Origin of the sequence: Marinicrinis lubricantis (assembly GCF_042658665.1) — a bacterium.
GTDB lineage: Bacteria > Bacillota > Bacilli > Paenibacillales > KCTC-33676 > Marinicrinis > Marinicrinis lubricantis.
Map to the genome: position 1 here is coordinate 1 of NZ_JBHSQV010000006.1, position 15,152 is coordinate 15,152.

At 48.2% G+C, this 15,152-nt stretch carries 12 protein-coding genes, 1 rRNA gene and 1 riboswitch; all 13 genes read right to left on the reverse strand.

The genetic code is table 11. The features are described 5' to 3' along the window. Window positions 1–528, reverse strand: a 16S ribosomal RNA gene (locus ACFPXP_RS01010); the annotation flags it as partial. Window positions 529–1,014: 486 nt separating this feature from the next. Continuing rightward, window positions 1,015–1,143 (reverse strand): hypothetical protein, encoded by a 129-nt coding sequence (locus ACFPXP_RS01015; protein ID WP_379891555.1) that lies wholly within the window; start codon window positions 1,141–1,143, stop codon window positions 1,015–1,017. A gap of 156 nt (window positions 1,144–1,299) precedes the next feature. Beyond that, complete coding sequence (locus ACFPXP_RS01020; RefSeq protein ID WP_415803562.1) at window positions 1,300–2,613, reverse strand: NCS2 family permease; 1,314 nt, start codon at window positions 2,611–2,613, stop codon at window positions 1,300–1,302. A 166-nt stretch (window positions 2,614–2,779) separates the two neighbouring features. Then, window positions 2,780–2,879: riboswitch (purine riboswitch) on the reverse strand. 165 nt (window positions 2,880–3,044) lie between these two features. Beyond that, window positions 3,045–4,586: a glutamine-hydrolyzing GMP synthase gene (guaA, locus tag ACFPXP_RS01025; RefSeq protein ID WP_379891559.1), complete on the reverse strand. Its 1,542-nt coding sequence runs from the start codon at window positions 4,584–4,586 to the stop codon at window positions 3,045–3,047. Window positions 4,587–4,692: 106 nt separating this feature from the next. Next, window positions 4,693–7,044 carry a DUF4129 domain-containing transglutaminase family protein gene (locus ACFPXP_RS01030; protein WP_379891561.1) on the reverse strand — a complete coding sequence of 784 codons (2,352 nt, stop codon included), beginning with the start codon at window positions 7,042–7,044 and terminating at the stop codon, window positions 4,693–4,695. After that, window positions 7,031–8,209, reverse strand: coding sequence for a DUF58 domain-containing protein (locus ACFPXP_RS01035; RefSeq protein ID WP_379891563.1), 1,179 nt, complete (start codon window positions 8,207–8,209; stop codon window positions 7,031–7,033). The genes ACFPXP_RS01030 and ACFPXP_RS01035 overlap by 14 nt, the downstream gene beginning before the upstream one ends. Window positions 8,210–8,219: 10 nt before the next feature. Then, window positions 8,220–9,200: an AAA family ATPase gene (locus tag ACFPXP_RS01040; RefSeq protein ID WP_379891565.1), complete on the reverse strand. Its 981-nt coding sequence runs from the start codon at window positions 9,198–9,200 to the stop codon at window positions 8,220–8,222. Between the two features lie 79 nt (window positions 9,201–9,279). Further along, complete coding sequence (locus tag ACFPXP_RS01045; protein ID WP_379891567.1) at window positions 9,280–10,596, reverse strand: polysaccharide deacetylase family protein; 1,317 nt, start codon at window positions 10,594–10,596, stop codon at window positions 9,280–9,282. Between the two features lie 367 nt (window positions 10,597–10,963). Then, the gene (locus ACFPXP_RS01050; RefSeq protein WP_379891569.1) at window positions 10,964–11,602 is read right to left on the reverse strand and encodes a GNAT family N-acetyltransferase; all 639 of its coding nucleotides are present in this window, start codon (window positions 11,600–11,602) and stop codon (window positions 10,964–10,966) included. Between the two features lie 99 nt (window positions 11,603–11,701). Continuing rightward, entirely contained in the window at window positions 11,702–12,169 is a 468-nt protein-coding gene (gene bcp / locus ACFPXP_RS01055; RefSeq protein WP_379891571.1) for a thioredoxin-dependent thiol peroxidase, read from the reverse strand. A gap of 165 nt (window positions 12,170–12,334) precedes the next feature. Then, window positions 12,335–13,126, reverse strand: a complete 792-nt coding sequence (locus ACFPXP_RS01060) for an ABC transporter permease (RefSeq protein WP_379891573.1) — start codon at window positions 13,124–13,126, stop codon at window positions 12,335–12,337. Continuing rightward, window positions 13,126–13,920: an ABC transporter permease gene (locus ACFPXP_RS01065; RefSeq protein WP_379891575.1), complete on the reverse strand. Its 795-nt coding sequence runs from the start codon at window positions 13,918–13,920 to the stop codon at window positions 13,126–13,128. The genes ACFPXP_RS01060 and ACFPXP_RS01065 overlap by 1 nt, the downstream gene beginning before the upstream one ends. Continuing rightward, window positions 13,913–14,941, reverse strand: a complete 1,029-nt coding sequence (locus ACFPXP_RS01070; protein ID WP_379891577.1) for an ABC transporter ATP-binding protein — start codon at window positions 14,939–14,941, stop codon at window positions 13,913–13,915. Before ACFPXP_RS01070 ends, ACFPXP_RS01065 begins: the two co-directional genes overlap by 8 nt. Between the last annotated feature and the right edge of the window lie 211 nt (window positions 14,942–15,152).

Here is a 15,152-nt window from a genome sequence, read left to right on the forward strand (position 1 = left end):
GCCTGCGCGCGCTTTACGCCCAATAATTCCGGACAACGCTTGCCCCCTACGTATTACCGCGGCTGCTGGCACGTAGTTAGCCGGGGCTTTCTTCTCAGGTACCGTCACCCGCCATGCAGTTAACATGACGGCATTCTTCCCTGGCAACAGAGCTTTACGACCCGAAGGCCTTCCTCACTCACGCGGCGTTGCTCGGTCAGGCTTTCGCCCATTGCCGAAGATTCCCTACTGCTGCCTCCCGTAGGAGTCTGGGCCGTGTCTCAGTCCCAGTGTGGCCGATCACCCTCTCAGGTCGGCTACGCATCGTCGCCTAGGTAGGNCCTTCTCTCCATGCAGTGAGAAGATCTATCCGGTATTAGCTAACGTTTCCGTTAGTTATCCCAGTCTTACAGGCAGGTTGCCTACGTGTTACTCACCCGTTCGCCGCTAACCCTCAGGAGTGCAAGCACTCCATCAAGTCCGCTCGACTTGCATGTATTAGGCACGCCGCCAGCGTTCGTCCTGAGCCAGGATCAAACTCTCCAATAAAGTTGGTAAAGCTTGACTTGCTCATTTCGATGCTAAGCATCATTTCCGAATTGTATTCGGGGTTCCCTTAAGGGAACGTATTAGACTTATTCGCTCGCTGTTCAGTTTTCAAGGATCAATTCGCATCAATCATTGCATCAATCGATGCTCATGATGTTTCATTATTCATCATCGCTTCAGGAGTAATGTCCTTGAGGCGACTTTCATACTCTATCACATTTCAGTATATCTTTGCAAGTACTTATTTTTTCCAAGTCAATCTATACCGATGTGATCCAGAATATAAATCGTACTTACTTCCATATTTCAATGTTGCTGCACAGCTTCTAGAAAGGCTTGGCCTTTCGAAGCGGCAAGTAAGAATATATCAAATAACAAATAAAAAATCAACAGCGAAATTAAACATTTCCCTTTCCATTTTATTGAAGGTGTGCAAAGCCGCATTTTTTCACCTGCTCATTGATATATACCGCATACCCCAATCCCTTATTTGCTCCATTCCTTCCAAACGATATCCCCTATCCCTACATTCGTTAAATATACTCGTTCATACTTAAACCGCGACTTATCTGCTGACCACATATTAAACATAAGCGAATAAACAGCATTAGTCATTATATCCACCCCCCATTGGTTCTTCCTAGACTATATAAACATTCAATTGCCACACATTTTATCATTGTTACTAATGTATGTTTAAAAACAATAAAAAACTGCCTAATGCAGCACGCTGCAATTAGACAGTTTAGATCAACGGAATGCAACCGAAACCTATTCTCTTACAAAGATGAAATAAGCAAGGAAGACGAAGAACAGGAAGTACATAATCCAATGTACCTTATGGCCTTCTCCCTTAACGATCTTCGTTAGAGGATATACGATAAATCCTAAGGCAATACCAGTAGCAATACTGTACGTCAACGGCATCATAACAGCGGTCAAGAAGGCAGGAACTGCTTCCTCCAGCTTTTCCCACTCAATCTTAGCCAGATTGGAAGCCATCAATACCCCTACCATAACAAGAGCCGGTGCCGTTACCGCACCTACGTTGGCAATCACTTCAACGACAGGGAATAAGAACAGAGACAGTGCAAAGCAAATGGCTGTAACGACTGCTGTAAAGCCTGTTCTACCGCCCGCGGCTACACCCGCTGTTGATTCTACATAAGAAGTCGTCGTAGAAGTACCTACTAATGCACCTGCAATCGTCGCAACCGAATCAGAAGCTAGCGCCCGGCCTGCACGAGGCAGTTTGTCGTCTTTAATGAAGCCAGCTTGCGTCGCAACACCTACTAATGTACCTGCTGTATCAAAGAAATCGACGAACAGGAACGTAAAGATAACAATCCACATTTGGCCGGTCCAAAAACCAGAATCAAAATCAAAGATCGGACCGATTGCATCTCCTAAGTAATCCGGATTTGGAGGTGCTTGAATGAAGCCAGAAGGTGTTTCCACAAGCCCAAAAATCATACCGACAATCGCAGTAACCAAAATACCATAGAAGATCGCGCCGTTTAGTTTGCGAACCATTAATAAAGCCGTCACGATAATACCGAAAATGCCCAAAAGGGTCGTCCCTTCAGTGAAGGTTCCCAATCCTACCAGTGTATCTGGATTCGCCGCAACAATGCCGGCATTTTTCAACCCGATTAATGCAATGAACAAGCCGATACCGGCGGCAGCCGCATGCTTCAAACCGGATGGAATCGCGTTAATAATTGCCTCGCGAATTCCGGTTAACGCCAGAATCAAGAAAATAATCCCGGAAACCAATACACCGGATAACGCTTGATCAAACGGAATGCCAAAACCGATCACAACAGAGAACGTGAAAAATGCATTCAAGCCCATACCTGGCGCAAGTGCAATTGGATATTTAGCTAAAACTCCCATTACCAACGTACCGATCACCGCAGCGATGGCCGTAGCTGTAAATACCGCCTCCAGCTCCATTCCCGCCGCACTAAGCATTCCGGGGTTGACAGCTAATATGTATGCCATCGCGAGGAATGTGGTAATACCAGCGATAATTTCTTTTCTGTAAGACGTTCCGTGCTTTCCAAATTCAAAATATTTGGCCAAGCCTGTTTCATTCTGCTGTTGCTGTAAATTAGCCATACAGCCAATCCTCCCCTAAATAATCGTCAGAGTTCGTTATACAAACACAAAAAAGACCGCACGTGCTCTCTCAGGGCCATGGCAGTCTCTTGTACGTTCAGCCGCGAAAATAGGTCAAACAGACCAATACCGCAATTGTTCGTACTTTCGTAGCAAGGTCATTCCGGTGACCTCGTAGAGACTCTCAAGCCAATTCCCGAGATTATACGAAAGCTTCATTTGTGATTGTTCGTCTCTATTCTAGAAGCATTATCGAATTTTGTCAACGCAAAATCCGAACATTTAACAAAAACTTTTCATTCGTCGTTCGGAATAGAGCTCGAAAATCACAAAAAAAAGCGCACCATGATGCCAACATATTCGTTTGACATCATTATGCGCTTGTTACTTATAGACTATTCCCACTCGATCGTTGCCGGCGGCTTCGAAGTCACATCGTACACAATGCGATTGACATGCTCCACTTCATTTACGATGCGAACCGAAATTTTCTCGAGAACATCCCAAGGTATACGAGCCCAGTCTGCTGTCATTCCGTCGATGGAAGTAACCGCACGAATGCCGACAGTATAAGAATACGTCCTGGCATCACCCATAACCCCTACGCTCTTCATATTCGGCAGAGCTGTGAAATACTGCCATATCTCCCGATCGAGTCCAGCTTTCGCAATTTCTTCTCGTAAAATCGCGTCGGATTCACGAACGATCGCAAGTTTCTCCTCCGTAACCTCACCTAATACTCGAATCGCTAGGCCTGGTCCTGGGAAAGGCTGACGATGCACAATTTCCGCCGGCAATCCGCATTCTTCGCCCACTTTGCGCACTTCATCTTTAAACAGTGCCTTGAGTGGTTCGATCAGCTGGAACTTCATGTCCTCCGGCAGACCGCCTACGTTATGGTGCGATTTAATCGTCTGAGCTGTGGCCGTTCCGCTCTCCACAATATCGGTGTACAGAGTTCCTTGAGCCAAGAAATCAAAGTCCCCAATCTTCGCTGATTCCTCTTCGAACAAGTAGATAAACTCATTGCCGATAATTTTGCGCTTTTGCTCTGGATCGCTGACTCCGGCGAGCTTGGACATAAAACGTTCCCGTGCATCGATCTTGATAACGTTCATATCGAATTTGCCGGCAAAGGTGTCCATAACGCCCTCCGCTTCCCCCTTGCGAAGCAGACCATGATCAATGAACATACAGGTTAGCTGATCACCAATGGCCTTATGAATCAATATTGCTACGACAGAAGAATCCACGCCTCCGCTGAGCGCGCACAATACTTTGCGATCGCCCACCTGCTCGCGAATATCTCGAATCGTGTCCTCGATAAAGCTTTCCATGGACCACTGGCCTTCACAACCGCATACCTCAAACAAGAAGTTGCGGATCATATCGTTTCCATACACGGTATGTCTCACTTCCGGATGGAATTGCACCGCGAACAGCTTCCGTTCTGGATGACTCATCGCCGCAATCGGAGCATGCTCTGTGCTTGCATCGACGACAAAGCCAGCCGGCGGTTCGATCACGAGGTCGCTGTGGCTCATCCATACCTGCTGAGAACGCTCCAGTCCTTTAATCAAGCAGCAGCTTTCGTTAAAATCAACCATGGCTTTACCGTATTCCCTTTTGCCGGCGCGTTCAACTTTTCCGTTCAATTGATGTGACATCATCTGCATGCCGTAGCAAATACCAAGAATCGGTACGCCAAGATCATAAACGGCTGCATCCACGATCGGTGAATTTTCACCATATACGCTGGCGGGACCGCCCGAAAAAACAATCCCTTTCGGATTGAGCTCCTTCAATTTCTCGGCTGATGTATTATAAGGCAGCAGTTCGCTGTAAACTCCTAAATCACGGATTCTACGGGCGATTAATTGGTTGTATTGTCCTCCGAAATCCAATACAACCACGATTTCATTTGGCTTGTTCTTCATCGCGGCAGGGCCTCCTAAACATAATGGAGACACGCTTGTACAGCGTGTCCGGTCAATTGAACCCATTATATATAACCGTCAAAGTGACAGTCAAGATATGCAGACTTTACACCTTCCCTTCACACAGCCGCAAATACAATAGACGCACCTGTTCGAAATTCATTTGACTGCTGTCCATGCCAAACCGGGTGCTTTCATAATGCTGAAGGCAAACGTTTAAATCTTGCTCCCGCTCCGGATACCGCTTCTTCAATCGTTCAATATACTCACGCGGAGTCTCTGCCGGCTTCATTTTCCCATATTTACGAATCAGCTTCTTCCAGTACATTTCCTGCTGATATAACGATCCCTTCGATGTTTGAGATGTATGATGAATCCATCCCTTTCGTCTGATCCAGATGAATCCCGCCGCCGATGCTGCTGAAGCGGTAGCTAAGACCAGCGTACCGACGATCCAACGTGACCATGCACCTCCGCTCCATGCATGTTGCAGCCAATCTGCAGTACGATGCCATCCATCCCGAATGGGGTCCGCAATCATTTGAGCAACATGGATAAACCATTCCTTCACCGGAAAAAGCGAATTCCGCCATATCTTAGCCCACAAGCCATCACCTTCGCTTTCGTCTCGATCCACTTCATCCTTGGCGGAAGCAACGGCTGCCTCTGCAGCCGTATGATCCACTGCATCGCCCGCATCCGATGAAGGGGTTGGATCAACGGCTACCCAGCCGATCTCATCTACATAGACTTCGGCCCACGAATGCGCGTCGGAATTGCGCACCTCTACGGTATAGTACGACTGCTCCTCTGATGGCGCGGCTGTGATTTGCCCTGGTGAGAAGCCTTTGACCCAGCGGGCCGGTATATCTAAGGTTCTGAGCATGACAACGAGCGATGTAGAGAAATGATCGCAGTACCCGTACTTTTGGTCAAAAAGAAAATGATCGACAAAGTCAGCCTCGTCCTTCATCGGCATCTGACCATCCATCCGATACGGATAAGCGCTTCTCAAATTCCGAACGAGCTGCGCAATCTGTTCCTGCAACTCGTCTGCTCCTTCCGTCCATTCCAGTGCTTTTGCCTTAACTCGCGAAGGAAGGCGCTCAGGCAATTGGGTAAACGCCTTTCTTTCCTCCGGAGATAATCCGTCCTGTTCGGGAAGCAAATATTCCGTCTCTGCTATTAAGGCGCTGATCAGCTGCTCCGGCAACTCAAGGTTCAAATTTGAAGTTGTATACGAAGAGGCATGACCGTAAGGGAGCCTGTAGCTGCCGCTCATCGTATTCCACTGCACGACATCGCGATCTATGATTTCTTCGCTGTCTAGAACGACTTCTTCGAAAGCCGTGACCAGATCCCCCGCAAATAACGTTGGGAATGGAGCACCCTCCTGCAGCTTAATCGTTTGAACGTAGGATGTTCCTGCTAGCTTCTCTGCCTGTGCAGAAAATGTCTCTGTAAAAAACTCGTAACTCTTCTCCTCGGGTGCGGACTTCCAGCCTTTGCCGGTGTACTCGCTTTTCGATGTTCCGCGCCAATAGGTCAGCTTCGGCGTTCCTGCACTAAACATGACGGTATGATCCGGTTTCAAATTACCGCCAAGCTCCGTGTCGCGGTCACTATAACCTGTCATGGCATAGGTTTCACGCCGGGATTCACCCGGCAAGCTCCATTTCATCGGCCACTCCGAAAAAGCTTCTTCCCAGGAAACAGGCTTTGTCTCCCGCGATAAATCCATCGTACTCATATAGCTGATTCCCGCGCATAAAGCAATGATGATGACTGTAGCCGTAAACCAACGTGCCGAAGCAGCCTTATTTCCTGAAGAGGCAATGGAATCTTCCTCCAGCAGCCTCCTCCAACGGGTAAAGGCTAACAGAGCAGCACCGATCACAAGAGCCAAAAACATCTCGAACAGCAAATCGGCGCCGGTCGTCAATTGGAAGGCAGCGATATAGGCGAAGTTAAAGGCGGAAAACCAGCCGGCTGAGTGCTTTTCAATAAATAGATAATAAAGCGCCTCTACAACCCAAGCAGTCCCGGCATAAAACAGCAGTGTTCGATTCGCACCGCTGACATGCTGAATTTCACTGGATGCCAATCGAGCTGCATCCCGTTCCCAATCCTGAACATAGCTCACCCACGACGCTAATTCCAGAACGGTCCCATAGAAGTAAAACACGATGAGGCTTAGGCTGACTCCCGCATAAAGAAGCACCCTCAGGCCCCAATGAAATGCAAAAAAACGGATGAGTAAAAACGACGATGCAGCAAACAAAAACGGCTTCAGCATATATACATCCGATGTATGATCGGTCTGCATTGTTCTGAGCCATACGAAGACACTGCCGAGCAGACAGGCGCATATGCCCAGCTTTAATAGAAACGGTATAAGCCTAAATGGACTCCCAATTTCGCTTCGTTCCGTGACGGAAGGGACTTTAAGCTCCAACATCAAATCCCTCCTTTTCTACATAACGCAGCGTAGAGGAAGGCTTCACCCATACGGCTTCAATCCCCCATGACATCATCTCATCTAACCGTTCCCGGTCTTCCGGAAGCAGTTCCTCTGCGACATAGATTAGCTTGAGGCTTTTTCTTGTCCGCATAAGAGGCTGTATCCAATCCCCCCAGAGCTTGGACGTAAGCACGGTCCAGCTTTGGTTTCGAATGATTTCGGGAGGATCGGGCCATTCGTCCAAATCGACGAAGGGAAATGCGGCAAGCAGCCGCCGCAAACGGCTTCTGCTCTCGGCCAAGGTGAACCGGATATCTCCAGATTCATCTTGGATGGAAACGACAGTGGACAGCTTATGCATATCCGGTTCATCCTTATGAGAAAGCCCAGCGGCCATATAAACGATGGTTTCCCATATCGGATTCCGGTTTTGTTGTTCTCCCCGAAGCAATTCGCCATGTATCCATAAGCAGCTGTGTTCCTCAAACCATTTTGTATGCTCACGGGTTTTCAGCATTCCGTATTTTGCGGACTGCTTCCAATGAATATGCTTCATACTGTCACCGATTCTATAGTCTCTGAGTCCATCCGGCTCCGAATGAAAACTCGTGTATGCACGAACAGCAGAAGGTGCCCCTCTGTCAGATTCCAGCTTGCAGAATGGAGACAGCCTGTCCATCGGTTTCGGATATACAGTGATCACGCAGCTGTTCTCCAGCTTTTTCTTCGATTGGGTAATGCCCAATCCATCTCCATAATAAAGCTGAATCGCTTCCGAACAGTACAACCCTCTGGGCAAATCAGGCAGACTGTATTCATAGGTTAATTCCGTTCTGCCGCCAACAAAGCCAAGCTTCTTGATGGACCATTCCCCATCATCAAGCGGGCATTGCCATTTCTCTTCTACTTGAACCCATGTAAAAGGAAAACGGGAACGAAGTTGCAGCGTCGTCTTAACGGTTACAGAATACCCTGCTTCCAATTCGTTTCTGCTGACTTTCCTTTCCCACGATTCAACTCGTATTCCCGCTGCCTTCGCCCAACAGGCAAAGCCGTTCAGTAATCCAAGACTGATCACTAAAAACCATCCCGCAGCCCCGCCGGAATAAGCTGCAAAAAATAAAGAGCAGCCCCATATCAGACACAGTACGAACCATCTCATGAGCGATTCCTCACCTCACATATTTGAGACCGGGCGCTGCAATAAGACGGGTGATTTGTTTCATAATTTCAAAAGCGTCTCCCGCTTCCAGTCCTCTATAATGGCGAAGCAGTACTCGATGGGCGAACACATAAGGTGCTAATTCCTTAATATCATCCGGCAGCACAAAGCCTCTTCCGCGAATGAACGCACACGCTTGAGATGCCTTCATCAGCATGATGGAAGCCCGCGGGCTGACTCCCAGCGATATGTCCTCATGGCGCCGAGTCGCTTCTGCCAATTGAACGATATAAGTGCGAAGGCTTGGATCGATGTGAACCTTGCTTGATTCCTGAATGAGCGCATTCAATTCCTCCGTCAGCAGTACCGGCTTCAGCCGATTAACCGGATGAATCGCACCCTGTGTCTGTTCTAAAAGCCGCTCTTCATTTTTCGCTTCCGGATAACCGAGCTGCAGCTTGAACATAAATCGATCCAGCTGCGCTTCAGGGAGAGAATAGGTTCCCTCGAAGACGTATGGATTTTGCGTGGCGAGCACAAAGAACGGTTTAGGAAGGCGAATCACTTCTCCATCGACCGTAATCTGCCCCTCCTCCATCGCTTCCAGCAGTGCGGATTGTGTTCTTGGAGAAGATCGATTCAATTCATCGGCAAGCAGCACGTTGCACATTAATGGACCCGGGCGGTATTCGAACTCGGCTTTTCGCTGGTTAAACAACCGAATGCCCGTTAAATCCGACGGCATCACATCCGGCGTGCATTGCACTCTTTTAAATAGCCCGTCAATGGATGAAGCCAAAGCGCGGACGAGTACCGTTTTCCCTACTCCAGGCACGTCCTCCAGCAGCACATGCCCCCCGCTTAAAAGCGCAATCATCAGCTTTTCGATGACGTCATCATGTCCTAAATACACCTTTTTTACATTATCTATCACTCTATTCAATAGGGCCTGCGGCTCTTCCGCCAAAGGAAATGATTTTTCCAGCAGCATGCTAGCATCCTCCTTTATTAGAGGTTCATAGATACTAGTTTTGCCGCCGGAAGGCGATTTTAGACCTCGGAAAAATAATCTATTTGAGAAAAGAGGAAAACAAAGAAGAGAGAGAAGTAGAATATGGGCTGGATGCTCTCCACATGGTGAAAAGATCAGATCCGGTCACGGTCAATCTTCCGTCTTTCACTTTCATATGCGGCAGCATCGTGGTCCACGTATGGCTTGCCGTCACCATCTTCACACTGTGACTTTCAAGGCTCCACTCGATCCGTCCGCCGATGAAATCGGTATATGCCTTCCGCCGTTTCTGATCCCAATGCACCCTGCCTCCTAGCTTCTCCGCCCACTCTCTTACATAGATCGTCTCCTGAAGAGGACGAGCAGTCAGCTCCCTTAACGGCTGGACCCGTTCCAACAACCGCTCCCAAATTATAGATTTGAATAATGGAGATTCTTCCTGCTGATCTTGCTGAACGGCTTCATCCGACCCGACCGGATCATTCAGAGAGCCGCCTGTGGCACTTTCAGTCAATGCATTCGCAGCTATATATTGGTCCACCATGGCAACATACTGACTATGCTTCACCTTAGACATCGTCCTGTCCCATTTGACAGGGCCGATGCGAAATTGGGCCGGCTCCACATCTGGCGTGAGGGCTTTGAACTGATACCCCTGCTGCTTATACCACTGGATAATGGTTGGGAGCGCCTTGACTGTTTCTTTATGCCCCGCTCCATCATGCATCAGTACATGAACTTCATGTTTCAGCGGACTTTGCTGAACCTCTTGAATCATTTGTGTCGCCGTCACATGCTTGCTTCGACTGTCGCCGCTGTCTACATTCCAATCATATATGTGATAACCCGCTTCCGTTAAATAATAGAAATAGAAGGCATCGAAGTTTGTGTATGTCCCTCCGGGAGCCCGCATCAGCGTCGTAGCTTCTCCTGTAATGTCCTTAAGGATGCGCTCCGTCCGCTGTACTTGCTCCCAGAAGCTTGCAAAATCCGCATACAAATCGGAGTATTCATGATCATACGTATGATTGCCGAGCGCGTGGCCCTCGTCTGCAATGCGCTGAATGACATCGGGGGATTGCTCTGCCAGCTTCCCGAGTACGAAGAATGTCGCCGGCACTTGTTCTTGCTTCAATATATCCAATACGTTGGGAGTCAGCTTGCTAGGCCCGTCATCAAAGGTCAAATAAACGGTCGGTTGTTCAGGATGTTGGTAATCGGAGGCGATGGCTGCTTTCTCCCCCCGCATGAGTAGATCGTAAATAGAGGTACTGCTTTGACTTGTTTGTGCGCGCTCAGCATGTACAATTGAAAAAGGAAACATAAACAAGGCGAGTAGAAGTGCGAATAAAAGAACGGCGGCTTTTTTGAACATTGTGAATTCCTCCATCTAATCTACGAATTGGATTCTGATAGATTATATGGAGCGCAGGGGACAAGTATGACAGGAAAGAATAGAATGAAGTTCGATACGAGATATTTCGCGGCATACCTTAAAGGCAAGCGCGGATGGACTACTAGACTATGGTTAAGCCAGATTTTAATACAATGCTGATTACCATACATTTAAAATTCTTAGTCCACTTGCTTGAGTCATACGTTGTGCCTATCGCGGCACTCATATCAATACCGACCCTACAATATGTCATAAGACTATTAACAGAAGCCCAACCCCAATCCCTTACTAAATCTGTGCCACTAAAATTCGTGGGACTGATGAGGAAATATTCCCACAATTGGTTTCAATCATTATTACTTTCTGTCCGATTTTGCTGTGATCGGGTGGCGTCTTGCCCCTTCAGCCGCACAAACTTCATATGATGCATATACCGCTGACCCATGAGCATCTCATTGATGTCATAAATGATTTGCCCAACATGCTGGACAATCCAAGGCCACTCAGCTGCCAAAGGAGCTGCCATGAGATGCATGGGGACGTCCCAAATGACATACTCGATAGCTGGAATTTGCCTGTACCCCGCTTTACCGTAAAAAGCGATTCGGTTGTTTCGTACAATTCTCTCGTTCTCTGTCTCGGAAAGCTCCGGCTTTTCCACCTCGACCAGCATCGTTCGTTTATGGTCATATTTTCGATTCAGCGCAGCAAGAAATTCGGACCCGATCCCGTGTTTACGATATGGCTTATGAATGGCAAAAAAGCTGAGCAGTACACAGTCATTCGGATGTCCCGCAGCACAGAACGCATAGCCCAGCGCCTGTTCCCCTTCTTGGTATACCCATCCTTCCTGCAGACCTCGGCTGACTTGTCCCTTCATCACTTGGTGGGGCGCATATTCTCCTACTGGGAAGTCATTTTCGATACATGCATAAAAATGATCAAATTCTGAGAGCTCCATTCGCCTTACGGTACGGTCTAGCATGCGAATTCCTCCTGCTGGTTACTGTATAGTCATATATTACTGCTGATAAAAAAGCCGCTCCGTCAGCAGTCATGCTTTTCGGAACAGCTTCTCATCCTCTTACAGCGCTTTGACCGCATCCAGTACTTCCTGCACGTGGTTTTCGACTTTGACGCTGCGCCACTCACGAACCAGCTTGCCTTCCTCGTCGATCAAAAAGGTGGAACGCTCGATGCCCATATATTCTTTGCCGAAGTTCTTCTTCAGCTTCCATACGCCGAATAATTCGCTCACTTCATGCTGTTCATCTGACAGCAGCGGGAACGGCAGGCTGTACTTTTCTGCAAATTTGCCGTGCGATTTTAGATCATCTGCACTGATGCCGAGAACGACCGTGTTCAAGTTCGCAAATTCGCCGTTGTAATCACGAAAATCGCAAGACTCTGTAGTGCAGCCGGGAGTCATATCTTTCGGATAAAAGTAAATGATGACCTTTTTCCCTTTATAATCGCTGAGAGAGATCGTTCCTCCCGTAGATGCTGGCAGCGTAAAATCAGGTACAACGTGCCCGACTTCGATTTGTGTCATATCCACCACTCCTTTATCTGTATCGGTTACCCTCATTATAGCGAAACGCTTGGCCTATTCCAAATGGTTACAGGCATAAGGAGGAACTGCACGAAGCTTACCTCCATACAAAAAGGGCCGTCCGACATTCTGTCACGACGACCTTCATGAAACACGTTTTCAAATTTAGGATCCCGCTCCGCGGTAGCGTTTTACGCCATAGTTCCAGAACAAAATGCCGATCGTCAAGAATACGATGCCTACGACCGGAGTTAAGAACGTAAACGCGGCGCTCGCGCCTTTTTCCAAGAAAAATGCCGATGGATAGACACCGACGAACGCGAACGGCACCAGCCAAGTTAATACAAACCGAAGCACTTTGTTGTAGATGTTCACCGGATAGCGGCCGTACTGCTGAATATTGTACATGAGGGGCAAAATCCCTGTTGGCGCATCCGAGAAGAACGAGACGGCCGTCAGCACCATATAAATTCCAGCATATATCATGACAGAGCCCAGCACGAACAAGAGCAGGACAAGCAGATCATACCAATGGAAGGCGACCCCCAATTCCAGCCAGGCATACCCCATAATAATGCCGCCGGTTACTGCGCCCAGCAGCGCGGGAGGATCCATGTTTTCCAGCAGCAGCTGCACAAGATTGTGCGCCGGCCTTGTCAGCACTCGGTCCATTTCCCCTTTGACAATATAACGCTCAGTAAAATCCCATAAATTGAAGAAGCAGGAAAAGATACCGTAAGGGATCATGAAATAACCGTAAATAAATATAATTTCATCTCTTGTCCAGCCGCCCAGCAAGTCGGTATGTCCAAAGACGACCAATATGAACAGCAGGTTCATTCCTTGGAACAGCAGATCGGACAGCACCTCGATCCAGAAATCGGATCGGTACGTCATGCGCGTTTTCATATACGTCTTCAAATAATTCCAAAATATCGAAGCATAAAACAAGATCATCACCCTCCCTGCACGAAAAGCCGCTTGCGGGCTTTGATCCAGACGAAATAGATCGGAGCGATCAGCAGCACGAACCACAGAACCTGAATGCCTACGGCATGCCATATATCCCCGCCGCTCACCCTGCCGGTAAATACGGAGGATGGCAAATACGTCACCGCCTGAAACGGAAGCAGGCCCAATACCGACTCGGCCCAACCAGGGAAAAAGCTTAATGGAATAATCAGTCCCGAAAACAGATCCACGGCAACCCGCTTCATCCGAATGAGTCCTTCATTATTTTCCACGAAAAAGGCGAACAATCCAATCAGAACGTTAATTTGCGAATTGACCAGGAAGCTGAATACCAGCATCAGTAGAAAGACGGACCAAGTGAACACATCTGTCGGAAGGGTCACGGGAAACAGCAGCACGATGATCACCATACCCGGAATGGAGAACAGCAGCAGGCGGAACAGTCCTTCCCCTAATCCCTGCATCATCTTCACAAGCAAATACTGATAAGGGCGAATCATATGCACGGCGACACTGCCGTCCTTAATTTCCCTAGCGATCTCGCGATCCAAATTGTTGAAATAAAAAGCTCTGGCCATCCAGCCGACCGCGACGTAAGTGGTCATCTGATCGACCGTAAAGCCCGCCAGCGAAGAGGCATCTCCATAGATGGCTTTCCATAAGAAATAGTAAGCTCCAATGTTGATTGCATAAATAATAATTCCACTGTAGTAATTGACCCGGTAAGCGAGCATCATCAAAAAACGAATGCGAATGATTTCCACATAAGCGCTAAGCATGGACCTTCACACCATCCACTTCCGCTGATCCGGTCTTGTATATTTCACGCACGATCTCATCGGTACCCGTCTCGACGATCTTCATGTCGCTGATCTCGACTTCATGCACGAGACGGCCAAGCACCTGCGACACACTTACTGTACCGGACGGAATGCGGATCGTTCCTTGGAACGGATGCTCCATCTCCCACTGAACCCCCATGCCTTCCGTCAGCTTGGACAATCGCTGTATTTGCTGCGGCGTGCCAAACTGGAGCACAATTTCCTTGCCTTTGCCCCACGTTTCCTTCAAATGATCGAGACTTCCGTCATAGATCACTTTGCCCGCATCCAGCATAATGACACGCGAGCACAGCGCCTCAATATCCTGAAGATCGTGCGTGGTCAGCAAGATCGTCGTTCCATACCGCTGATTCATATCCTTGAGAAACTCGCGAATTTCTGTCTTCACGACAATGTCCAAGCCAATCGTCGGTTCATCGAGAAAGACAATGGACGGATTATGAATAAGTGATGCGGCAAGCTCACACCGCATGCGCTGTCCCAGGCTCAGCTTTCGCACCGGACGATGAAGAAGCTCAGACAGCTGCAGCCGATCCACCAGCTCGTTTAATCGGCTTTGAAAATCATTTTGCGGCACGCGGTATACTTTGCGCAGCAGCTGGAATGATTCGATCACGCCCAAATCCCACCAGAGCTGGCTCCGCTGTCCGAATACGACGCCGATCCGGCGAACAAACTCTTCCCTCTCCTTATAGGGAACGTAACCATTCACGAGCAGCTTTCCTGACGTCGGCACCAAAATGCCTGTGAGCATTTTAATCGTCGTCGATTTACCCGCTCCGTTCTCGCCAATATAGCCGCAAATCTCACCCTGCGGGATCGAAAAGCTGATATCGTCTACTGCAACGACTTGGTGGTATTCCCTTTTGAACAAATCCCGGATTGCGCCCTTCAGGCCTTCCCGGTTTTTTTGCACTTTAAACTCCTTTCGGAGTCCTTCTACTTCAATCGCCTGCATGATGTTTCTCCCCTCTACCTCTCTAAATCCGCATAACGACAGCATTTGTCACAATATTTGAAGTGAGCTTAAAATTCGTTTAAACTAAACATCATGATACATCAAGCCTTACTATTCGAAAAGACTTAAAGGCGCCTCTATCGGTGTTAAATCATGGCTTCATCTCATAGGATTAAGAAACATACGTTGCTTGGCTATAAAGGAAAGGATC